The following is a 20,339-nucleotide window of genomic DNA, read 5'->3' as shown; positions in this document are numbered from 1 at the left end:
ACCGCCCGGCGAACCCTCGACACAGGCGGCAGCACAGGTGTCCCTTGCACTCTCCGCCGCCCGTTGTTAACTTAGGCTTACCTCAGTTCGTCGGGTTCTTCAGGGTTCGAAAAGGAAAGGGTCACCATGACCGCAGCACCGCCAACCACCGCCGAGCGCGTTCGTTCGGCCTGCGCACGGGCCGTGAGCTCAACCCTCGCCATTGCCGGTGCCGATGTCGTCGGCACGTCGCTGCACCATCTGTTCGACGACGGCACCTTCGCCATCGCGGTCCCATCGGAAAGTGCCATCGCTGCGACGGTGATCACCGCAGGCCGACCAGGGATGCCAGCACTCCTGGAACTGACCGATCAGGCGCCACTTCCGCTGCGTGAGCCGGTCAGATCACTGGTCTGGGTGCGCGGCAACGTGGTAGCCGCCTCCGATCGGGAGGCTCGCGGCATCGTCGATGTCATCGCCAGCCGCACACCCGATCCGGCACTCCTGGATATCCGCACCGATATGCGGCTGCGCACGGAGCCGGGCTCGGTGCTGCTGTGTCTGACCGTGGAATCCGTCGTCGTCGCCGATTCGACAGGAGCCGAATCGGTGGACGTCACGTCCCTACTCGGTGCCCGACCCGATCCCTTCTGCGCACTTGAGGCCGGGTGGCTGTCGCATATCGACCAAGACCACCGGGATCTCGTCGAACGGTTGGCGCGCCGGCTTCCGCTGAATCTGCAACACGGCGAGGTGCGGCTACTCGGCATCGATCGCTACGGCATCCAGCTGCGGGTCGAGGGCGCCGACGGCGATCACGACGTCCGGCTGCCCTTCAACCAGCCCGTCGACGACACCGCGGGCCTGAGCCAGGCCCTGCGTATCCTGGCCGGCTGCCCATTCCTCAACGGGTTGCGCGCGCGCAAGATCTAACCCAGCAACAGCTCACGTAGCACCCCGGCGAACATTGCCGGAGCATTCCGATGCGCAAAATGATCTTGTCCCACAAGCTCTTTCACTCGCGCGCCAACCACCCGCCGAGCCAGATACCCCACCGGCTCGCGGAATTGCGGCGGCGAGTTCATTCCTTCGAGAAGCAGCATCGGGGTGACCGTCCGGGTGTACTCACCGAGCACCTCGACACATCGATCCAGCGCCTCGAACTCCCGTGAGACGGTCACCGAGCGCGCTCGAACCGCCGCACTCCCTTCCCGATTCGCCGCCGCCACGCCAGCCGATACCGGAAGCGGTGGCTCGTAAAGGACCACGGCCGCCGCATCGAGTCCACGGCGCAACGCCTCCAGCACGACGACGGCGCCGAACGAATGGCCGAGTATCACCGCATCGGGTCCCGCCGCGGCCGCCACCGCGATCACATCGTCGGCCTCCCGCGCCAGGCTGTGTTCCTCCGCGTCGGTACTCGCACCGTGACCACGCCGGTCGATGAGGAAGCAGGTGAAATCCCGGTCCAGTGCCGCAGCGACATCGGACCAGCTCGATCCGGAATCCATCGCGCCATGCACCACCACCAGCGGAGGACCCGCACCTGAGACCGTCAGACTCAACCGCACCCCATCGGGCGACGCCACATAGCGGAGAGTGCTCACCACATCGGACACTCTTCCACCAATACCAGCCACAATGAGCGCCGTGGCCGAATCGGATATGTCACCGCGCACAATCCGCATCGAGATGGGGATCGTGCTCGCCATCACCTTCGGGATGAGCGCCCTCAGCGCCATCCTGCAGTTCGCCGCGGCCGCCCTGGCGGGACTGTCCGAACAAACCGTCGCGCTCAACCCTCGGCGCGCCGAGCTCAGCCTGATCGACCTCGGATTGAACCTGGTGTCGATCACACGGCTGGCGGCGTGGGGCGCGCTGGCAGTTTACCTGTTGTGGCGCAGCGGATTCCGCCCATCATCGATCGGGCTCGGCCGCTGGCGCTGGCGGGCCGACGGTCTTGGCGCGCTCGGACTCGCGGCCCTCATCGGGCTTCCGGGTCTGGCACTGTATGTCGGCGCACGCTGGATGGGCTTGAGTGTCCAAGTAATTCCCGCCTCCCTCGATGACACCTGGTGGCGAGTACCGGTGCTGGTGCTGTCCGCGTTCACCAACGGGTGGGCCGAGGAAGTCGTGGTTATCGCGTACCTGCAGACCCGGCTGCGACAACTGGGATACGGCGCGGCGACCGCCATCACGTCGTCGGCGCTGCTGCGCGGTTGCTACCACCTATATCAGGGCGTCTCGGCAGGGATCGGAAATCTGGTGATGGGTCTGGTCTTCGGGTATGTCTGGCACCGCACCGGACGGCTGTGGCCGCTGGTCGTCGCCCATGGCGTGATCGACACCGTGGCCTTCGTGGGGTTCGCGTTGCTCCGGACACACCTGGGGTGGCTCGATTAGCCTCGTGGTAACCGATGAGACGAGCCCAATGACCGAACCCACCATCCCCTTCCGTGGACGGCACCCCCGCCAACAGGAGGACAGCCAGGTCATCCGTCGGCATCCGCAACCGCCACCACCACGCGACACTCCACCCCGGCGGCAGGGTCCCCCACCTCCTCGCCGAGGACAAATGCCGCCACCGCGGCCCAGGTCCCGTGATCCCCGGCCGCGGCGGTCCGCGGCTCCAGCCCCGCCCCCTCCCCCCGCTCCACCGCCGCGTCCGCAGCGTAAAAGGCAGTGGGGCAAGTGGATACGACGCACATTCGTCCTGACAATGACCTTCGTGCTCGTTGGGTTCTGCACAATCATCGGTACGGCGTTCTGGATCGACGGACGGTTGCACCGCGTGGATGCGCTCACCGACTATCCGGAACGACCCGCGCCCGGCAGCGGCACCAACTGGCTTCTCGTCGGCTCCGACAGCCGTCAAGCCCTCAGCCCGGAGCAGGAGGCGGAGCTCGCCACCGGTGGAGACACCGGCGATGGACGCACCGACACCATCCTGTTGGTGCACATACCCGCGTTCTACGACGGGGGAGCGACCACCATGGTGTCCCTCCCCCGCGACTCATACGTACCCATCCCCGGATACGGCAGCGACAAGATAAATGCCGCGTTCACGCTCGGCGGCCCGGCATTGCTCACCCAAACCGTCGAACAGGCCACCGGGCTGCGCGTCGACCACTACGCAGAGATTGGATTCGGCGGATTCGCCTCGGTCGTCGATGCCGTCGGCGGCGTCTCGATGTGCCTCGATGAGCCCATCGACGATCCACTGGCCGGGATCAACGTGGCGCCCGGGTGTCAGATGCTAAACGGGCCCAATGCACTTGGATACGTACGTAGCCGAGCCACGCCGCGTGCCGATCTGGACCGCATGACGCATCAGCGCGAGTTCATGGCTGCGCTGTTTCACCGGGTGAGCGGCCCGACGGTATGGGCCAACCCCTTCCGCTGGTATCCACTCGCCACATCCACCGCCGACGCCATCACCATCGCTCAGGGCGATCACAGCTGGAACTTGGCCCAATTGGGCTGGGCCCTAGCAGGTTCCGTGCAGAACCTGACGATGCCCATCGGCTCATTCTCCTCGAATTGGTCAGGTGACATCGTTTCCTGGGACGAGGAGGCCGCCGGGCGGCTGTTCGACGCCCTTCGCACCGGTCAACAAGTTCCTGCTGACCTGTTGCCCGACCCGGCCACACCGACCCCTTGACGCACTAGGCTTTTCGTTGTGGCTACCACCGATCTGCATGCGCGTGCATCCTCACCATTTCTCGAACTCTTGCGTGACCAGATACGCAATGAATTCACGGCCTCCCAGCAGTACATCGCTATCGCGGTCTACTACGACGATGCCGATCTGCCGCAGCTGGCCAAGCGCTTCTACGCGCAGGCGGTCGAGGAGCGCAACCACGCGATGATGATCATCCGCTATCTCATCGACAAGAACGTCGCGGTGGCGATCCCGGGCATCGATCCCGTCGTCAACGAATTTGCCGACGCGCGCGCGCCCATCGCCCTGGCCCTCGAACAGGAGAAGCGCGTCACCGATCAGATCACCGAACTCGCTCGCGCGGCCCGCTCGTCGGGCGACTATTACGGCGAGCAGTTCATGCAGTGGTTCCTCAAGGAACAGGTGGAAGAGGTCGCCACCATGGATACGCTGTTGACCGTGGTCGACCGAGCCGATCACGACCTGTTCGATCTGGAGAATTTCGTGGAACGCGAGCTCAATCGGCTCGTCGGCCAGGATCCGACCGCGCCCGCGGCCGCCGGGGGCGCACTCTAATCAATTTTGTGCACGACGATTTCCAATTAGCGATGCGCAGAAATTAACTTTGGCTAAGTTAAGCACTTATCCAATTAGCCTCCGCGATATCCGCCTATTACTTAGGTGACGATAACCTCATTAAGGCTGACCTTGGCTGACAAGGCCCCTGACCTGGTCTATTGTCAAATCCATGACCGCGACGGACACTCCTAAAACGAAATTCAACGCGCTTCTCCACGATCAGATTGGCCACGAGTTCACCGCCTCACAGCAATACATTGCAATAGGCGCGTATTTCGATGACGCCGATCTCCCGCAGCTCGCCGCGCATTTCTACAAGCAGGCGGTCGAGGAACGCAATCACGCGATGATGATCATCCGCTATCTCATCGATCGGCGGGTCTCGGTCGAGATCCCCGGCGCCGGCGCAGTGACCAACGGGTTCACGGCACCGCGTGAGCCGCTGGCTCTGGCACTCGCTCAGGAGCAGACAGTCACCGATCAGGTCACCGAGCTCGCGCGCACCGCGCGGGACGAAGGCGACTACATCGGCGAGCAGTTCATGCAGTGGTTCCTCAAGGAACAGGTGGAAGAGGTCGCCCTCATGGACACACTGCTCACGGTCGCCGAGCGTGCCGGCGATAACTACTTCGACCTTGAAGAGTTCGTGGCCCGCGAGATCAGCGTCGAGTCAACCGCCGATGCGACTGCACCCCCAGCAGCGGGTGGCGCACTCTAGGCACTCAACCAAGATGTCCCCCACTTCGGCCCGTCGCCGAGGTGGGGGACATCTTTGTTTCGCGGGTTGTCGAATACCTATGTTCGCTGTCTGCGTCTTTCCGATAACCTTGACCGGGTCGCGGGGATAGTCGCTTTTGCCGGCACAGCGAAAAGGGGTGCAAAGGTTGTTCCGCGGTAGGCAAATTCAACTGACGCTGACCGCGTCCCGCGCGATCGAGTCACACCGAGCACTCCCCCTGTTTGTCGACGTCTTCGCCGAGCAGTTGGTACTGGCCTCGGGCGATCCCTACGCACTGGCGCTTCTCGAGTCGACCCGTGACGACTCTCCCCATGACGCCGCGGCAGACCGCACCATCTTCATCGCCCGCTGCCGCGCCCTGATGACACGCCACTACGACGATTCCCTCCAGGCCGCGGCGCAATCGGGGGTCCGCCAGGTGGTGCTCTTGGCCGGTGGGCTGGACACCCGCGCCTATCGGCTGGACTGGCCCGATGACACAACGCTATTCGAGGTCGACTACCCGGAGTTGCTCGATTTCAAGGAGCACGTTCTCGCGGAGGCCGGAGCGGCACACCGCACAACGCGGCGGCAGGTCGGCACGTTCCTGAGCGGGCCGTGGCAGTCTGATTTGACGGCAGCAGGTTTCGATCCCGATCTGCCGACCGCATGGCTCGCCGAAGCACTCATCTCCCATCTGCCGGGCCCGAGTCACGATGCTCTCTTTGAGCGGGTCATCGAATTGTCCGCACTGGGCAGCACCATCGCTACCGACACTGACGGGATCTCACCATCCGGTCAATCGTGGGCGGATGTACGCGATGCACTCGAGGCCGAGGCATTCAACGCCTCGGAACTCATGCGCGCTCACACGCATGAGGAGCGAACACGATCCAGCGAGTGGCTCTCGGGGCACGGTTGGCTGGCACAGACGACCACTGGACATGAGCTGGCGGACCGATACGGTGAGCATCTCAGCGGCGAATTGGAGCCCTACGCCGAGGAGTTCGCCAAGCGCAGGTTCCTTACCGCCACGCTGCCCGTGTCGTACTTGCACTAGGAAAGGCGCGGATACAGACCTCATCGGTTCGCCCGCGCAAGGACTCGAAGTCGAAGTCTTCCTCGCTGGCGGACTGCCGGGTGGAGAGATCAGCTAGGGCGCGGTACCCGTGAGTCCCCGCTGCAACCATGCCTTGGTCCTGCCGGGATGGTTGGTCGCGATCCAGGCGACACCTATGCTCCGGCAGAACTCGACGTCCTCGTAATGATCGACCGTCCAGCAGTAGGTCGCCCTGCCCTGCGCCGCGGCCCGGTCTACGAGTTCCGGATGTTCACGCAGTGTGGCCACGGACGGGCCGACCGCGGTAGCGCCCACCGTGGTGGCCGCGCTGCCGCCAAGGTATCGCGACGTCTCGCCTAATAGCACCGTGGGCAACATGGGTGCGGCACGACGTATCCGCCAGACCGCGGCAGCCGAGAACGACATGACGACCGCGCGCGACATATCGGCCGAGGCCGGCGCAGCAATGCCGAACCGGTGCAGCAGTGCGAGCACCTTGTTCTCCACCAATGACCCGTAGCGGACCGGATGCTTGGTTTCGATGAAGAGCTTCACCGGGCGGTTCCAGTCGAGTACGAGCGAAACCAGCTCCTCGAGCGTCAGCAGCCCGGTGCCCGAGCCGGCCTCCGCACCGCCGGGGTGCCAGCCACCGAAATCCAACGCGCGCAGCTGACTCAGCGTCATCTCGCTGACCAGGCCGGTCCCGTTAGACGTGCGGTCCACTCTGCGGTCGTGCACACAGACCAGTTGTCCGTCCCGAGTCAGGCGGACATCGCATTCCACCCCGTCGGCTCCCTCTTCGAGGGCAAGCTCATACGCGGCAAGGGTGTGTTCGGGCCGGTCCGCCGACGCGCCCCGATGCGCGACGACGAACGGATGCCGCTCGCCCCTGCCGTCTATGTCCTCGCCGCTTCGCGCAAGCGGCTCATCACCAGGCTCCGACGACTCGGTCACGCTCCAATGCTGCCGGTTCTTGCCCCGCTGGTTCAACCGCAGCGCCGGAATTGCCCTCGCGTGTCGTCAGTACATCCGGTCGATCGGCATCGATGGGCACCGGTCGCTGCAGCGACTCCACTGCCAGCCAGCGCACCGCCCGGTGATGTCCCTCCGGCGCGGTGAAGCCCTGGTACACCCTGCGGAGCCACCACGCCGCGACCGCTGCCACCGCGTAATCGACGGCGGTGAACAGTGCGTTGTCGGCGATTCCCTGCACAGTCGCCGAATCTCGGACCATCCATGCCACGAGTACCAACAGCCATGTGGTACCCCACAAGATCGACCACCAGACGATGTTTCGGTACTGCCGGTACCACCGGTTCTCGATCTTGGCGAGCTCCAGGAGCAGCAGCGGCACACCCACGATGTTCACAATGGGTGCCAGGCAGCCCACGCGGATCTCCCATGGACGCCTCGGATCGTCGAATCCGAGGTCCCGGTACGTCTCGGCGCGGCGCCCGATCATCCAGTCGGTGAGGAACCACGCGGTGGCCACCATGACCGCAAAGGCCAGCGACACGCTGAGGAGCACTAGCCCATTCGACGTGCTGGCGACGAACCGCGGGATCAGCGCTCCGCGGTTGTAAGCCATCAACGCATATCGAAGAAAATGCGCACACGAAACGATTGCCAGGGTGATGATTGTGGCGAGTAGAAGCCTTTCGAGCACACGGCTGGGGATGTGCCCCCCGGCTATCCCTTGCCGCGACGAACCTGCGGGCTCAATGTGGTCCACCAGACCCCAGCGGGGGATGTACCCGTAGCGCGGCGTCGGTCCCAGCGGACGTCGCCGACGCGCCGGCGTCGGGGGCGAGCCGGGGCGTACGGCAATCCACCGGTACCCCGCAGGGAGCCGTGTGGGACGGGCCGGAGGGCGCATTGCGGACGTTGCCACGGAGATCTGCTGAGTCGGCGGAACCCAGTACTTGCCACCAGGAAGCTGAGCCCCAGCGGAGGGCTGCGGCATGGAGGCGGAGAGACGGGGCGGGGCGGTCATCCCCGGTTCGAGGAGAGTGCCACGGCACCGCGGGCACCAGTATCGACGCTGCTCACGCACGTTCCACTGGGTACTGCAGCGGGAGCACACCTGGATCATTCGTCCAGCGTAACGGCCTGAGGCTGCAACCGGCAGCGAGTAGCGCAGTGGAGCCAATCGGCGGGGTAGGTCGCCAGAAACTCAGCTGATGGTCGGCTTACCTGCCTGTACCCACGCAAGCATGCCGCCAGAAACGTTGCTGACATCGAAACCGTTGCGGTCCAGGTAGGCGGCGGCGCGTTGAGAGCGCCCGCCCGCGTGGCAGATCACCCACAGCGGAGCATCCGGATCGAGCTCGTCCATCCGGGAGGGCACGTCGCCGAGCGGGATATGTTGCGCGCCGTCGATATGGCCGGCCGCCCACTCGTCATCTTCGCGGACGTCAAGCAACTTGACACCAAGATCCAACGCGGCCGAGATCTCGTCGATACCGACCTGTGGAACCTCGTCGCCCGAGGGAGAACTCATCGTCTATTCCTGTCGCTCGATCGGTAGGGCAGCTGCGCGCCCTGCAACTTTTCGCAGTGTGACCCACGCCACAGCAATGTCGGCTTATCCACAGTATCCACAGGTTGATCCACAAACCACAGGCTGCTCATTTGCATTTGCGCTGGCCAGGACTCCGTAGAGCCGCCCAGCAGGGCGAGCGACGGGGAACCGTAGCACTGCCTGTGCATAGTTAGCGAATTCATCTCCGCTGCCGTGGGATAGCTCACGCTTGTGCTGGATCGCCGGGTGGCACATCCAGGCCGACCGGGCAGGAGACCGACGTCCCTCCCAGTCCGCAGTATCCATTCGCGTTCTTGGCCAGGTACTGCTGGTGGTACTCCTCGGCGTAAAAGAAGCGCCGGGACGCATGCCCCACCGGCCCATCCAATGGGGCTATCTCCGTGGTGACTTCTCCGAATCCGGCGTCAGCAAGGGCCGATCCGTAGCGTGTGGCACTCTCGGCAGCCTCGGCCGCCTGGCTCTCATTCGTCGTGTAGACGACCGAGCGGTACTGGGTGCCGCGATCGTTGCCCTGCCGCATGCCCTGGGTCGGGTCGTGGCTTTCCCAGAACTGCACCAACAGCTGTTCGTACGTCACCTCGCGAGGGTCGAACACCACCAGCACGACTTCGGTATGGCCGGTGCGCCCCGAGCACACCTCGTCATACGTGGGGTTGGGTGTGTAACCCCCGGCGTACCCGACCGCGGTGGAGTAGACGCCCGGAAGATTCCAGAACCCACGTTCGGCCCCCCAGAAGCACCCTTCCCCAAACACCGCGGTCTCGAGCCCCTCGGGGAAGGGCGGCACGATCACGTGCCCGTTGACGAAATGTGTGCCGGATACCCGAATGGGGGTGGAGCGCCCGGGCAGGGCTGCACCCTCCTCGACGATTGCCGGTTTTCCCGGTTTGAGCCCCACATCGAGCCGTCCCAAGATCTGATCGCGAACGTTATCCGCCCAAGAAGCCATGCTCTCGATGGTACGCCGCGGTGTGCCCCCGATTTGCTGGTCTAGCTGGGGTTTCCAGGTATATGCAGCATGAATTTTCACGCACCGCGATTTGGAGCTATGATGACCGTCACACGAGAGATGTTGTGACTCATCTCACCGTGGAGGTGCTTGCAATAGTTAGCAGGAAAGGCAGCGATGACAGCGCAGTCGGCAGGCCATGAATCGATGCCCACTTCAGGCTGGCAGCTGACGCCACGCTGCTACAACACCTCATACCGCGTTGCGGCATTCCGCGCCCTTGTCATCGCTCTCGTGCTCGCGGCCGGCCTCGCGTTTCTCATCCTGATCTAGCCGATCCGGCAGGGTCACCCACTCCGTCAAACATTCGGTAACCAAATCGGGGATGTCTGCATCCTTGCGACGCGTTGCGCAATAGAGCAGGGTTGAATCGGTAGGCCGGCACTCCGGAGTAACCGGTTTGACCGTGTCTTCTATTGAGTGGATCTGCACACACGCGGATACGAAGCAAGCGGAAAGGAATCTCGTGGCTGAGTACACACTGCCCGATTTGGACTATGACTACGGCGCCCTGGAGCCCCACATCTCGGGACAGATCAACGAGCTACACCACAGTAAGCACCACGCGGCCTATGTGGCGGGCGTCAATTCCGCAGTCGCCAAGTTAGAAGAGGCACGTGACAAGGGCGACCACGCCGCGATCTTCCTCAACGAGAAGAATCTGGCGTTCCACCTCGGCGGCCACGTGAACCACTCGATCTGGTGGAAGAACCTGTCGCCCAATGGCGGTGACAAGCCCACCGGCGACCTGGCCGCCGCCATCGACGACCAGTTCGGCTCCTTCGACAAGTTCCAGGCGCAGTTCACCGCCGCAGCCAACGGCCTGCAGGGTTCGGGCTGGGCCGTGCTGGGCTACGACAGCCTGGGCCAGAAGCTCCTGACCTTCCAGCTGTACGACCAGCAGGCCAATGTTCCTCTGGGCATCATCCCGCTGCTCCAGGTGGACATGTGGGAGCACGCCTTCTACCTGCAGTACAAGAACGTTAAGGCGGACTACGTCAAGGCGTTCTGGAACGTGGTGAACTGGGCAGACGTACAGGACCGGTACACCGCGGCCACCACCAAGACGTCGGGTCTCATCTTCGGCTGATCGCGTTGGTTTCGCTTGGGCCCCGGGTTCGTTACGAATCCGGGGCCCAAGTGTATTTCCGGCGTGTCCGCTAGCGATTGCGGTGCGGTACCGCGCATGGTAATCCTGGAGTGAGCAGCGTCGCGCAATGTGGATTGTGATGTCGCGGAGGCAGATATGGCGAATGGTTCCGATCTCCCGATCGAGATCGCGCCCTTCCATGCGGGCGGGTCGCTCAGAGGATTTGTGGTGTGCGGCCGCTGGCCCGATTCCACCAAGGAATGGATGCAGCTACTCATCGTGACGGTGCGCATCGCCACATTGCCCGGATTGCTCTCCACCACAACAATTTTTGGCGCCCGCGAAGACCTGCCCGACGACCCGATGCCCGGTATGGTCGGTTTGGTCATCGCAGAAGGCACGGTACTCGGCGAATCGGCAGTCACTCCTGGGCATTTCGCGGAACACCAACCCCCGGCACTTCTCATGCTTCATCCACCATCCGAGACCAACCCCACCCTTCCGGAATGCCTTGGGGCAGCGTCGGGTTGTCTACTCCTTCCCGGATTGCCGCATCTGGGTCTGGAACATCGCGCGGCATGGGTCGAGGCCGAGTCGGACGGTACTGTGACGTCCGTGGTGAGCCGGGTGGGCATCGATCCGATCAGCGATCCCGACACGGCCGTATTGGCAATGCTGCTTGCCGCGTAACGGTTTTCGACAACCCTCCTTCCCGCTACTCGAAGCAATGGTTTCGGGCACCCGAAACCATCTCCCCTGCTGGCATTTTCGGTCTCACGGCGCTATCGTGGCGAAGTAAGCGAAGGGGAGTAGCCCCCAATCGCACGGTCGACATACTGGCGCCACGCGCCCGGCCGGCGAACCGATAACATTCGGTGGGCGAGACCTTCGGCAACTGCCCGGGTGCTAACCCTGGCCTTGTCGAAAGGTCCGCCATGTTGTCAGCCGCCGCAGTAAGTTTCGGCGTGGTATTCCTTGCGGAGCTTGGCGACCGTTCCCAGCTGATGGCCATGACCTACGCCCTGCGTTATCGGTGGTGGATGGTGCTCTCGGGTATCGCGGTGTCATCGGTCGTGGTTCACGGTCTCTCCGTCGCCGTCGGGCACTTCCTCGGTGCCACTCTCCCCGAACGGCCCATCGCCTTCTGTGCGGGTTTGGCGTTTCTCGGGTTCGCGATCTGGACATGGCGTGAGAACAACGCAAACAACGGCGGTGAACCAGCGACCGCCCGCACAACTCGTTTCGCCTTCCTGGCGATCATTTCGTCATTCGTTCTGGCCGAGCTCGGGGACAAGACCATGCTGGCCACCGTCGCACTCGCCAGCGACCATCAGTGGAATGGCGTGTGGCTGGGCTCGACGACGGGCATGGTGTGCGCTGACGCGGTCGCCATTCTGGTCGGCGCCCTACTACACCGCTCACTTCCGGCCCATCTGCTTCAGAACATCGCCTCGGTGCTCTTCGCGATCTTCGGGTTCTGGATGATCTTCGACGGCGCGCTCGGGTTGCGTTGGGTGGCTGTGACGCTTATCGGGTTCACCATGGTTGCTGTGATCTTGATCACAGTCCGTCGGCGCCGATTCACCGCTGGTCAGAGGGGATGCCCTGCTGACGGCCACACTTGCGGTCGACGTTCCACTATTTAACCGTTACCTCTGCGCGGCGATTCCCACCATAATCGCAAGCTGCCGTTATCGTCACGGACATGACATCGTGCCAGGTCAGCGTGGCGTGCGCGGAGAAAGCGCGGTGCTGGTGCGAGTAGCAACTCTGCAGGTTATACAGCTGGACACCGATCTTGGTCTGCATAGGAAACGAATGCGATCTATCCACACGGGCCGCGCCGGGGCCGTTGCGCCGTCGCCGTGGGGATTCATCAATCATTTGCCTGAGAACGAAGATTCCCAGATCGTCATGAACATTCGACGCTGCACGAATGTACCTGAGCTAGCAGGTTTGGATAACCGAACACCACGTCCACCCTGAGTGAACTTGACGGTTGCGCTTGGCTGCAGGCAAAACTAAGGTTACGATGGGCAGCAAATACGTCCCCCGAATTAGCAACTTTCTCTGTTTGTGGAGGTAAGGCTCGATGAGCACCACGTTCACCGCACGTTTGAATCGGTTGTTCGACACCGTGTACCCCCCCGGGCGCGGCCCCCACACCTCTGCCGAGGTGATCGCGGCCCTTCGTTCGGAGGGCATCACTATGTCTGCGCCGTACCTGTCGCAGCTGCGGTCGGGTAACCGGACCAACCCTTCTTCGGCAACCATGAAGGCGCTCGCCAACTTCTTCCGGATCAAGCCGGCGTACTTCACCGATGACGAGTACTACGAGAAGCTCGATCAGGAGCTGACCTGGCTCGCCAATATGCGCGACGAGGGTGTCCGCCGGATCGCAGCCCGCACTGTGGGGCTGTCCGTCGAGGCACAGGATCGCATCACGCAGGCCGTCGACGAATACCGTCGCAAAGAGGGTCTCGACAGCTAGTCCACCGCTTGCCTGGCCGGTCCACTCGGGGAGGGATCGGCCAGTTTGGCGTTCTACCCGCTCGTCGAGCCGGCTGGAACGCACAGGGGGACGGAGCTGTTCACAACTTAAGAACGTTCGGCACGCACCAGCCTGCGGTACTCGGAGGCGATCGCAAGGATCCATTCGCGATCGGAGTATCCGTCAGGCTGGTGTAGCCATTCTGGGCCTGGAAAATTCTCTTTCGGATCGCCCTCGGTCATGACCCACTTCACCACCGCGTGGGCCTGCTCATCGGGCAGCGCATCGAGCTGCACTGGCTCCACGTCGAGTTCGATATTGCCCTCACCCTCCGATTCGGGGTCAAGCCCCTGAGCATGCATCGCCTCCAGGAAGAGCGCATCGGAAATATAGGCCATCCGGTCAGCCACCTGGAACGCCAACGGACCACGCGGCCGTACCCCAATCGCGGCGTCCGGCTGACGCTTCTTGAGGTCCTTGTACAGCGGTGCCAGCACGAACATCTCGCGCCTCGCCACTAGCCAGGTCTCAAAGGTCGGCAGCAGCGACCCCACCGCCACCATCGCCATCGCACAGCCGATCAGCGTGGCCGCGGTGCCGATCGTCACGTACTCCGACTCCGCCACCGCGACACCGACTACCACCAAAACAGCCAGCACCAGCAGGCTGATCCCGACGGTGAAGAGGAACAGGGCGCGACCCCGACGGGTGCGGTTGGAGTAGGCCATTCCCGCCCAGAGCACCACCGACAGCGCTACCGCGATGTAGAGCATCGGGATCAGCCAGGCCGTGCCGGAAGCGAATCCGCCCAGGTCGTGTTTGAGGAATTCGCGAGGCGTCATCTCGGGCTGCGGACCGCGGGAAAAGAACACGGCCAGGCTGGCACCGGCGATTACGGTCGCGGCCAGGTACTGCCAACGCGCCCACCGCTTATTGGCAGTCGAGGTACGGCTGGCGGACATGCTGGTGATCATCACGCAGCTGCCCGCTGCGCAGGCCGTCAGCGCGGCCTGGCTCACAGCCACCGAGATATTGGGCCAACCCAACGAGCTGTCCACCAGCATCGTCAGCGGTTCCCAGTTCAGCGCCGATACCAGAGCCAGACTTCCCAGCGCGACGATCATTCCGGTGCTCACCGGGGATTGTTTGTGGACAAGCACCCACCCGATACGCAAACCCGTCGCCATCCCCAGCAGCCCGGCAATTACCCAGGCGATCACCCAAAGGCCTCCCCGAGCCTTACCTGAACTATGGATGCGCGATCAGATGGCAGCCGTCCCAGCCGGTACAGCAGCAGCGCCGCGAAATCCTCGGCCTCTTGTTCGGCTTCCATACCGGCCGCACCCATGCATCCGGTGCGCTGGGACAGCATGTAGGCGATGAGGTCGTCGCTGGCGAATTCGGCTTCGTCCCTAGCCATCTCGACCACCGAGGCGCCCTCGTGCCGCAGCACGACGTGGCCAAGTTCGTGGGCGAGCGTCCGGTCCCAAGTGGGCAGACCGCGCTGGATGATGAAGATGTCTTCGTTCTCGTATTGACGCCATTGACCGCACACACCGGGCGGTAGGTCCGCGGAGATGATCTCAATGGACCGGTCACGGTCGCGGCCGACGGCCTCCACGAGGGCGGTGAGTGTTACCTCGCCCTTACGCGGGGCCAAGTCGAGGACGGTGTTGACGGCATCGGTCACACGACGGCTTGCGCCCATGTGCCTCTCCCCTCACCGTGTGCCTTCCTGCGCAGGACCCTGTCTCGGGTCCTGCGGTGCCTTCCCGGACAGACCCCTAGCGGGGTGCTGTATCGATTCTCCCCTATTCGAGGAAGCGGGCGGCAGCGGAGGCGCGAACCGTGTGCCCGGCCTTGGCCTGCCGGTATCCGAGCGCGGCTCCGATGAAGGTCATCATCGCGATGCCGGCGGCACCCGGAATGGCCATCGCGGCGATCTCGGATGTCTTCGTCAGTCGGAGATAGTCGCCATAGCCGGTGCGGGGCGCGATGGTCTCGGCCGCGACGAACTGCTCGATCGGCTTGGTGACCGCCTCGGGTCGCTTGTCGCCGCCCGCGGTCACGACAACATCGCCACCGCGGCCAGCCTCGGCCTGCTTGATGGTGACGACCGGCGGCGCCGGAGGCACGACGGGCGACAGCGGTGCGATGACCGGCGGCGCGGGTGGCGTCGCGATCGCGACGGCAGGTGTCTTGGGCGTGGGTACGGTCGGCGGAGAAATGGGGCCGGTATGGATTCCGGGGTTTCCGCTCGGGGGTCGCGTTCCGGCCGCGCCACCGGAGGGAGCGTCCGGATTCGGCAGGCCGCCGATGTTGGGAAGCCCGGGCAGAGTGATCACGTGATCGTGGTCACCCTCGGATTCGTGCACGGGAGTCGTTCCGCCACCGGCACCTGGAGTGTGCGCGGCGGTACTCGGCTTCTTCTTCCAGATGACGATGGTGCGCCCACCCAGGGTGACGGTGCCGCTCGGAACCTTGGGCTCCTCGGACGACGCCTCGTGCTCCGTCTGTGTGGAGCCGGAGGCCGGCGAGTCGGCCGTCGCGCCCGGTGCGGTCGCGGTGTGCGGTGACGTCGCGGTATCCGTCTTGGGCGTCGTGGCGGTCTGAGTCTTAGGGGCCAGCGCACCGGTCACCGCGCCGAGGGCGCCCTTCAAGCTGGGATGCTCTTCGGTCTGAGTCGTTGTGCCCCTGGGGTTTTCAGCAGAGGGGCTTTCGGCGGACGGGCTGGTGACATTCGGGGTGGTGCCGGTATGGACGCCTGCGGCGCCGCCGGAGTGCGGCAGGTTGACCCCGATGCCTGTGCCGGTCGTGTTGGTGTTCGTGCTGTTGGGAGTGCTGCCGCCCGCACCGGGGGTGCCTGCGGCATTGTCGGACGATTTGCCGTTGGCGCCCGCCGAACCGGGCTTCGGAACGTTCGCTCCGGGGCCCTTGTCCTTGTCGCCCTTGCCCTTGTCCGAGTCGCTGGAACTGCCGCCCTCGGCGCCGTCCGATCCGGACGCGCCGTGCAGGCTCTTGCCGAATGACGGGGATGAGGGTGCGCTGCGGGTGCCGCCGCTGCCCGGACCACCGCCGCCACCGACACCGCCGCCGAACAGGCCACCGGTGATCTTGTGGATTGCACCAGCCAAACCGTGGTCGTGGTCATGGTCATTACCTGATCCACCGCCCGGATTTGCATCCGCTGCCGGGGTATTGATGGCGAAGACCCCGAATCCCCCCATCAGCGTCCCCGAGCTGAGCACCGTCACCACAGCCGCGCGTGCCGACGCACGCTTCAGCTGCTGGCTTCGCCTGCTCGGTTTTGCTCGATGTCGCCCCACGGCGACTAGCATGACGGGAATTTGCTCGCGGGTCAAATCTCAAGCGCAGATCCAGGCCTTCACACCCTATGCACCGCTCAAATCGCGGCCGTCAGGATTTCGCTGGGACCGGTCGGGAACCTTTGCAGTGCGCCATACGACCTCACCGATATGGGGTGGATTAGGACTCCCATCCGCACGGGGACGACGAGGGTCGGCGCGCTAGGGTTAGCGCCACACTCGCAACGCGATGAACGGAGGCCGCTGGGATGGGTTTACTCACCAGCCGCAAGAGCCGCTCGACGAAACGGGCCGAGGCTCAGGCGCTGAAGGCGAAGGCCAAGCTCGAAGCCAGGCTGGCGGCGCGAAACGACCGACGGCGGATGCGCATACAAGCGCGATCGGAATCTGCCGCCCGGCGTGACTCGCGCAAGACCGATCTGGCGACGTTGAAGGCCCAGCGGCTGATCGCCCAGGATCAGCTCAGGGCGGTCCGCGAAGGCAAGCTGCTCTCCCCCACTCGGATCAAACGCACGTTGACGGTGGTGCGGCTGCTGGCTCCTGTGCTGCTGCCGCTGCTGTACAAAGCGGCCATCGCGGCCCGCGGAGTGTTGGATCAGCGCCGCGCCGATCGTCTCGGCATACCGCTTGCTGAGCTTGGCCAGTACTCGGGGTTCGGCGCGGAGTTGTCGGCTCGTATCGCCGGGGCGGAGCAGTCGGTACAGGCCGTGCTGGACCGAGCGCCCAAGGACGCGGAGACCAAGAAGTTCACCTCAGCCGTCCGTGCGCGGCTCGATGAGTTGGGTACCGCAGTGGGGGCCGCCGAGCACATGCCGCCGACCCGTCGTCGTGCGGCGCACTCGGCGATCGCCCGCGAGCTCGATGGCATTGACGCCGACCTGTTGGCACGACTTGGAGTGAGGTAACCGATGCGCGTACTCCCCCGGCTGTTGGTGGCGTCGGCCGCAACGGCTGTCGCACTGTTGACTCTTGCGGTTCCGGCCTTCGCTCACGTACGCGTGACCACGGACAACACCGCACGCGGCGGCTACGCGACACTGGAGTTCTCGGTTCCCAACGAGTCCCAGACCAAGGCACTGACCACTGAGTTGACCATCCAATTGCCCGATGTCGGCTCGGCGAGCACCGAGCTACTACCCGGCTGGACCAGCACCGTCGATCGGGACACCGCCAAGGGCACGGTCCGGTCGGTGACGTGGAAAGCGGTTGCCGGCAACGGGATTGGGCCCGATCAGTTCGCTCTGTTCCGGGTGCGCGTCAAGCTGCCCGACACCGAGAAGGTGACCTTCCCGGCAACCCAGACATATACCGACGGTCAGGTCGTCAGGTGGGATCAGCAGGCGCAGCCCGGCGGTGCCGAGCCGGAGCACCCGGCTCCCGCATTGGACCTGACGCAAAGCAAGGCCGACCACGACGGACACTCGGCGCATGCGCCTCAGGTATCGGCAAACCCTGAATCCGGGGAGAACGGTACCCACATAGATAAGACGGCTCGGTGGTTCGGCGGGATCGGGTTGATCCTCGGTGCCGGCGCACTCGCGCTTGCAGTGACGAATCGGCGGAGGCAACAGTGATGACAGTTCTGCGCAAGTCGGTGTCGGTGCTCTTTTCCGCGTTCATATTTCCGGTGTTCATAGCGATGGCATTGGGCCTGGCGTTGCCAGGTGTGGCGTCGGCGCACGCGGTCAAGGTGGCCTCCGATCCGGCCGAGAACGCCGTCTTGTCCGGGCCTCCTGCCCAGGTCAGTGCGACCTTCAACGAGCCGCTGCAAAAGCGTTTCGCGGCGATTACGGTCACCGGCCCGGACGGCAAGACCGATCAGTGGCAGACGGGCGACCCGGTGGTATCCGGCGCGATGATTTCGGTGGGTATGAAGTCTGACGCCCCCGCCGGGAAGTACGCGGTGAACTTTCGGGTGATCTCCGAGGACGGGCACGCGGTCGATGGATCGTGGCCGTTCACCATCACCGGGTCGGGGGCACCGGCCTCCGCGGGTGCGCCCGCGGTGTCGCAGCAGCCATCGACAACGGCGAGCTCCTCGGCGACGTCGCCGAATCCGACCGACGGGGACATGCCCATGTGGCCGTTTGTCGTGGGTGTGGTGGTCTCGGTGGGTGTCGCGCTCTTCTGGACGCAGCGTCGTCGGTCGTAGATCTCTGGGGGGCTCGACTGGCCTTTTCCGCCGTAACGGCATGATGGATGACGGCAGGGCGGCAGACATTCGGGTGTGAGCCGCTCATCGTGGCCGCGAGCACCCGAGTACGACAGAAACTTGCGAAGGAGCAGGCGCATGGCGGACCAGGACAATTCGGCTAACGAGCCCGACCCGACACCGGAGAATCCCGCTGCGGGCGAGGCGTCACCGCCCGCAGCCCCGTCTCGGCCCGCGAAGGCCGCCAAGCGTCCCGCGGCCAAACGCGCGCCCGCCAAACGGGCAGGCTCGTCGGCACCGCCGAAGTCTGGTCCCAAGGCCGACTCCGGTCCCAAACCCGCTCCGGGTCCGAAGCCGCCCGCGGCGCCGAAGCCGGCTGCACAGGCGAAGCCCGCTGAGGTACCGGCACCGGAGACACCCCCGCCCGCCGAGCCCTCCAAGCCCGAGCCCCCGGCCGCGGCAACACCGGCACCCCAGCCCGCGGCGGAGTCGGCAGCGGCCGCGCCCAAGCCCGAGGTGCCCCCCGCACCAAAGCCTGCGGTCGACGCCCCCAAGCCTGCACCCGCACCAAGGCCTGTCGCCGCGGCTCCCAAGCCGGAAGTTCCCACCGCCGCGCCCACACCTGAGCCCGCCCAGCCCGATCTCGTGGCGGCGGCCAGGGAGGCTGCCGCCAAGGCGAAGTCGACTGTCGACTCGGCTCCACCACCGATTCCCGGCCCCGCGTCGGAAGTGGGCCGTCAATCGCCGAACCTGAAGATCGCGGTCGGTGCCGCGTTCGCGATCTTCATCTTGTTGCTGCTGCGGCGCCGGCGCCGCAACGGCGACTCCGTTGAATCGGACTGATCCCGCGGTGGCTGCCCGCCAGGACTGACTCCGTCGAAAAGGGCTTGACCCTCACGCCACGGGAGGCCGCACAGTGTCCCTATGAGCACGGCGGAATCGAACCCACGCACAACCGGCCATACCGACCTCATGACGGTCGGCCGAGTATCCGAGCTGACCGGTCTATCGGTGCGAGCGCTGCACCACTACGACGAAATCGGCCTGGTGGCACCCCGTGCCCGCACCGCGGTCGGCTACCGCGGATACACCGATACCGATATCGAGCGGCTCCATCTGGCGCTGCTGTACCGGGAGGTGGGGTTTGGTCTTGAGCAGATAGCGGCCCTGCTCGACGATCCGGATACCGATAGGCGCACGCACCTGGAAAGCCAGCGCGCACTGTTGTTGGACCGTATTGACCGCTTGCACCACATGGTCGCGGCAGTGGAGAACATGATGAACGCTCACAAAAGCGGTGTTCAGCTGTCCGTCGCGGAGCAGATCGAGATCTTCGGCGACAGTCGATTCGTCGATGAGTACGCGGTAGAAGCAGAGCAGCTCTGGGGCGGCACCTCGGTCTGGAAACAGAGCCAGGAACGCTCCGCCCGGTACACCAAGGAGGACTGGATCCGGATCAAGGCCGAGGGAGATCGCCTGCTCGCCGACCTCGCGGCTGCCAAACGCGAGGGCGTCGAACCGGGGTCGGAACGGGCCGATGCCTTGGCGCAGGCCCATCGGCACAGCATCGACGAGTTCTTCGATTGCTCCCCGCACATGCAGGTCTGTCTCGCACAGATGTATGTCGAGGACGACCGGTTCCGGGTGTACTACGACGACACCGAGCCCGGTCTGGCGCAGTGGCTGCACGATGTCGTAGTCGCCTCGAACGATAAGGCCGCCACCGAGTAGA

General features: G+C 64.6%; 25 protein-coding genes. 16 read left to right on the top strand and 9 right to left on the bottom strand.

From position 1 onward, the window contains the following. The first annotated feature begins 126 nt into the window (after positions 1 to 126). Entirely contained in the window at positions 127 to 912 is a 786-nt protein-coding gene (locus tag AB0H22_RS12320) for a DUF2470 domain-containing protein (protein WP_180750470.1), read from the top strand. On the opposite strand, the gene AB0H22_RS12315 is transcribed toward AB0H22_RS12320, so the two are convergent. Further along, positions 909 to 1,598, bottom strand: coding sequence for an alpha/beta hydrolase (locus AB0H22_RS12315; protein WP_180750822.1), 690 nt, complete (start codon positions 1,596 to 1,598; stop codon positions 909 to 911). The two genes, AB0H22_RS12320 and AB0H22_RS12315, sit on opposite strands and share 4 nt — an antisense overlap. Before the next feature lie 22 nt (positions 1,599 to 1,620). On the opposite strand from AB0H22_RS12315, the gene AB0H22_RS12310 reads away from it, so the two are divergent. Further along, positions 1,621 to 2,382, top strand: a complete 762-nt coding sequence (locus AB0H22_RS12310) for a CPBP family intramembrane glutamic endopeptidase (RefSeq protein ID WP_180750469.1) — start codon at positions 1,621 to 1,623, stop codon at positions 2,380 to 2,382. A gap of 89 nt (positions 2,383 to 2,471) precedes the next feature. Here the strand turns inward: AB0H22_RS12310 and AB0H22_RS12305 are convergent, their stop codons facing one another. Beyond that, a complete protein-coding gene (locus tag AB0H22_RS12305) occupies positions 2,472 to 2,636 on the bottom strand; it encodes a hypothetical protein (RefSeq protein WP_358146771.1) in 165 nt (54 codons plus the stop codon). A 62-nt stretch (positions 2,637 to 2,698) separates the two neighbouring features. On the opposite strand from AB0H22_RS12305, the gene AB0H22_RS12300 reads away from it, so the two are divergent. From AB0H22_RS12300 to AB0H22_RS12285, 4 genes are all read left to right on the top strand, one after another. Then, positions 2,699 to 3,640 (top strand): LCP family protein, encoded by a 942-nt coding sequence (locus AB0H22_RS12300; protein ID WP_180750467.1) that lies wholly within the window; start codon positions 2,699 to 2,701, stop codon positions 3,638 to 3,640. Positions 3,641 to 3,658: 18 nt separating this feature from the next. After that, complete coding sequence (locus tag AB0H22_RS12295; RefSeq protein WP_180750466.1) at positions 3,659 to 4,216, top strand: ferritin; 558 nt, start codon at positions 3,659 to 3,661, stop codon at positions 4,214 to 4,216. Between the two features lie 172 nt (positions 4,217 to 4,388). Next, positions 4,389 to 4,937, top strand: a complete 549-nt coding sequence (locus AB0H22_RS12290; protein WP_180750465.1) for a ferritin — start codon at positions 4,389 to 4,391, stop codon at positions 4,935 to 4,937. 136 nt (positions 4,938 to 5,073) lie between these two features. After that, positions 5,074 to 5,997, top strand: a complete 924-nt coding sequence (locus tag AB0H22_RS12285; protein WP_358146770.1) for an SAM-dependent methyltransferase — start codon at positions 5,074 to 5,076, stop codon at positions 5,995 to 5,997. 93 nt (positions 5,998 to 6,090) lie between these two features. On the opposite strand, the gene AB0H22_RS12280 is transcribed toward AB0H22_RS12285, so the two are convergent. The 4 genes from AB0H22_RS12280 to msrA all read right to left on the bottom strand — a co-directional run bounded on the left by AB0H22_RS12280 (position 6,091) and on the right by msrA (position 9,488). Further along, positions 6,091 to 6,897 (bottom strand): glycerophosphodiester phosphodiesterase, encoded by an 807-nt coding sequence (locus AB0H22_RS12280; RefSeq protein ID WP_358147029.1) that lies wholly within the window; start codon positions 6,895 to 6,897, stop codon positions 6,091 to 6,093. Positions 6,898 to 6,925: 28 nt separating this feature from the next. Further along, on the bottom strand, positions 6,926 to 8,050 hold the full coding sequence (locus AB0H22_RS12275) for a DUF4328 domain-containing protein (protein WP_358146769.1): 1,125 nt from the start codon (positions 8,048 to 8,050) through the stop codon (positions 6,926 to 6,928). 120 nt (positions 8,051 to 8,170) lie between these two features. Next, positions 8,171 to 8,497 (bottom strand): rhodanese-like domain-containing protein, encoded by a 327-nt coding sequence (locus AB0H22_RS12270; RefSeq protein WP_180750461.1) that lies wholly within the window; start codon positions 8,495 to 8,497, stop codon positions 8,171 to 8,173. A gap of 244 nt (positions 8,498 to 8,741) precedes the next feature. Continuing rightward, a complete protein-coding gene (msrA, locus tag AB0H22_RS12265) occupies positions 8,742 to 9,488 on the bottom strand; it encodes a peptide-methionine (S)-S-oxide reductase MsrA (RefSeq protein WP_180750460.1) in 747 nt (248 codons plus the stop codon). A 177-nt stretch (positions 9,489 to 9,665) separates the two neighbouring features. Between msrA and AB0H22_RS12260 the strand changes: the two genes are divergently transcribed. The 5 genes from AB0H22_RS12260 to AB0H22_RS12240 all read left to right on the top strand — a co-directional run bounded on the left by AB0H22_RS12260 (position 9,666) and on the right by AB0H22_RS12240 (position 13,129). Then, positions 9,666 to 9,821 (top strand): hypothetical protein, encoded by a 156-nt coding sequence (locus AB0H22_RS12260; protein WP_180750459.1) that lies wholly within the window; start codon positions 9,666 to 9,668, stop codon positions 9,819 to 9,821. Positions 9,822 to 10,014: 193 nt separating this feature from the next. Continuing rightward, positions 10,015 to 10,638, top strand: a complete 624-nt coding sequence (locus AB0H22_RS12255; RefSeq protein ID WP_180750458.1) for a superoxide dismutase — start codon at positions 10,015 to 10,017, stop codon at positions 10,636 to 10,638. Between the two features lie 156 nt (positions 10,639 to 10,794). After that, a complete protein-coding gene (locus tag AB0H22_RS12250; protein WP_180750457.1) occupies positions 10,795 to 11,328 on the top strand; it encodes a peptidase in 534 nt (177 codons plus the stop codon). Positions 11,329 to 11,573: 245 nt separating this feature from the next. Then, positions 11,574 to 12,284 (top strand): TMEM165/GDT1 family protein, encoded by a 711-nt coding sequence (locus AB0H22_RS12245; RefSeq protein WP_180750456.1) that lies wholly within the window; start codon positions 11,574 to 11,576, stop codon positions 12,282 to 12,284. Between the two features lie 446 nt (positions 12,285 to 12,730). Next, positions 12,731 to 13,129, top strand: a complete 399-nt coding sequence (locus tag AB0H22_RS12240) for a secretion protein EspR (protein WP_030096169.1) — start codon at positions 12,731 to 12,733, stop codon at positions 13,127 to 13,129. Positions 13,130 to 13,236: 107 nt separating this feature from the next. Here AB0H22_RS12240 and AB0H22_RS12235 read toward each other — a convergent pair whose 3' ends face one another. From AB0H22_RS12235 to AB0H22_RS12225, 3 genes are all read right to left on the bottom strand, one after another. Further along, positions 13,237 to 14,349 carry a hypothetical protein gene (locus AB0H22_RS12235; protein WP_180750455.1) on the bottom strand — a complete coding sequence of 371 codons (1,113 nt, stop codon included), beginning with the start codon at positions 14,347 to 14,349 and terminating at the stop codon, positions 13,237 to 13,239. After that, positions 14,346 to 14,837, bottom strand: coding sequence for a DUF955 domain-containing protein (locus tag AB0H22_RS12230; RefSeq protein WP_180750454.1), 492 nt, complete (start codon positions 14,835 to 14,837; stop codon positions 14,346 to 14,348). The genes AB0H22_RS12235 and AB0H22_RS12230 overlap by 4 nt, the downstream gene beginning before the upstream one ends. Before the next feature lie 103 nt (positions 14,838 to 14,940). After that, on the bottom strand, positions 14,941 to 16,386 hold the full coding sequence (locus tag AB0H22_RS12225) for a hypothetical protein (RefSeq protein ID WP_358147028.1): 1,446 nt from the start codon (positions 16,384 to 16,386) through the stop codon (positions 14,941 to 14,943). A 317-nt stretch (positions 16,387 to 16,703) separates the two neighbouring features. Here AB0H22_RS12225 and AB0H22_RS12220 point away from each other — a divergent pair, with 317 nt between their 5' ends. The 5 genes from AB0H22_RS12220 (at position 16,704) to AB0H22_RS12200 (ending at position 20,338) form a co-directional block, all read left to right on the top strand. Further along, the gene (locus AB0H22_RS12220) at positions 16,704 to 17,360 is read left to right on the top strand and encodes a DUF6474 family protein (RefSeq protein ID WP_180750453.1); all 657 of its coding nucleotides are present in this window, start codon (positions 16,704 to 16,706) and stop codon (positions 17,358 to 17,360) included. Positions 17,361 to 17,363: 3 nt separating this feature from the next. Then, the gene (locus AB0H22_RS12215; RefSeq protein ID WP_180750452.1) at positions 17,364 to 18,029 is read left to right on the top strand and encodes a YcnI family protein; all 666 of its coding nucleotides are present in this window, start codon (positions 17,364 to 17,366) and stop codon (positions 18,027 to 18,029) included. Beyond that, entirely contained in the window at positions 18,029 to 18,607 is a 579-nt protein-coding gene (locus AB0H22_RS12210) for a copper resistance CopC family protein (RefSeq protein ID WP_180750451.1), read from the top strand. The genes AB0H22_RS12215 and AB0H22_RS12210 overlap by 1 nt, the downstream gene beginning before the upstream one ends. 138 nt (positions 18,608 to 18,745) lie before the next feature. Continuing rightward, positions 18,746 to 19,450, top strand: a complete 705-nt coding sequence (locus AB0H22_RS12205; RefSeq protein WP_180750450.1) for a hypothetical protein — start codon at positions 18,746 to 18,748, stop codon at positions 19,448 to 19,450. Between the two features lie 81 nt (positions 19,451 to 19,531). Next, positions 19,532 to 20,338 (top strand): MerR family transcriptional regulator, encoded by an 807-nt coding sequence (locus AB0H22_RS12200; RefSeq protein WP_180750449.1) that lies wholly within the window; start codon positions 19,532 to 19,534, stop codon positions 20,336 to 20,338. The last annotated feature ends 1 nt before the right edge of the window (position 20,339 follow it).

The sequence above is a fragment of the Mycobacterium sp. NPDC050853 genome (genome assembly GCF_040653875.1).
Lineage (GTDB): Bacteria > Actinomycetota > Actinomycetes > Mycobacteriales > Mycobacteriaceae > Mycobacterium.
This window is presented reverse-complemented; position numbering and strand designations above follow the sequence as displayed.

Excerpts from the sequence above, each read along its gene's own strand:
- AB0H22_RS12320 (WP_180750470.1), top strand. The coding sequence starts at position 127 with ATGACCGCAGCACCGCCAACCACCGCCGAGCGCGTTCGTTCGGCCTGC.
- AB0H22_RS12310 (WP_180750469.1), top strand. The coding sequence starts at position 1,621 with ATGAGCGCCGTGGCCGAATCGGATATGTCACCGCGCACAATCCGCATC.
- AB0H22_RS12300 (WP_180750467.1), top strand. The coding sequence starts at position 2,699 with ATGACCTTCGTGCTCGTTGGGTTCTGCACAATCATCGGTACGGCGTTC.
- AB0H22_RS12290 (WP_180750465.1), top strand. The coding sequence starts at position 4,389 with ATGACCGCGACGGACACTCCTAAAACGAAATTCAACGCGCTTCTCCAC.
- AB0H22_RS12270 (WP_180750461.1), bottom strand. The coding sequence starts at position 8,497 with ATGAGTTCTCCCTCGGGCGACGAGGTTCCACAGGTCGGTATCGACGAG.
- msrA (WP_180750460.1), bottom strand. The coding sequence starts at position 9,488 with ATGGCTTCTTGGGCGGATAACGTTCGCGATCAGATCTTGGGACGGCTC.
- AB0H22_RS12260 (WP_180750459.1), top strand. The coding sequence starts at position 9,666 with ATGACAGCGCAGTCGGCAGGCCATGAATCGATGCCCACTTCAGGCTGG.
- AB0H22_RS12250 (WP_180750457.1), top strand. The coding sequence starts at position 10,795 with ATGGCGAATGGTTCCGATCTCCCGATCGAGATCGCGCCCTTCCATGCG.
- AB0H22_RS12245 (WP_180750456.1), top strand. The coding sequence starts at position 11,574 with ATGTTGTCAGCCGCCGCAGTAAGTTTCGGCGTGGTATTCCTTGCGGAG.
- AB0H22_RS12240 (WP_030096169.1), top strand. The coding sequence starts at position 12,731 with ATGAGCACCACGTTCACCGCACGTTTGAATCGGTTGTTCGACACCGTG.
- AB0H22_RS12230 (WP_180750454.1), bottom strand. The coding sequence starts at position 14,837 with ATGGGCGCAAGCCGTCGTGTGACCGATGCCGTCAACACCGTCCTCGAC.
- AB0H22_RS12220 (WP_180750453.1), top strand. The coding sequence starts at position 16,704 with ATGGGTTTACTCACCAGCCGCAAGAGCCGCTCGACGAAACGGGCCGAG.
- AB0H22_RS12215 (WP_180750452.1), top strand. The coding sequence starts at position 17,364 with ATGCGCGTACTCCCCCGGCTGTTGGTGGCGTCGGCCGCAACGGCTGTC.
- AB0H22_RS12210 (WP_180750451.1), top strand. The coding sequence starts at position 18,029 with ATGACAGTTCTGCGCAAGTCGGTGTCGGTGCTCTTTTCCGCGTTCATA.
- AB0H22_RS12205 (WP_180750450.1), top strand. The coding sequence starts at position 18,746 with ATGGCGGACCAGGACAATTCGGCTAACGAGCCCGACCCGACACCGGAG.
- AB0H22_RS12200 (WP_180750449.1), top strand. The coding sequence starts at position 19,532 with ATGAGCACGGCGGAATCGAACCCACGCACAACCGGCCATACCGACCTC.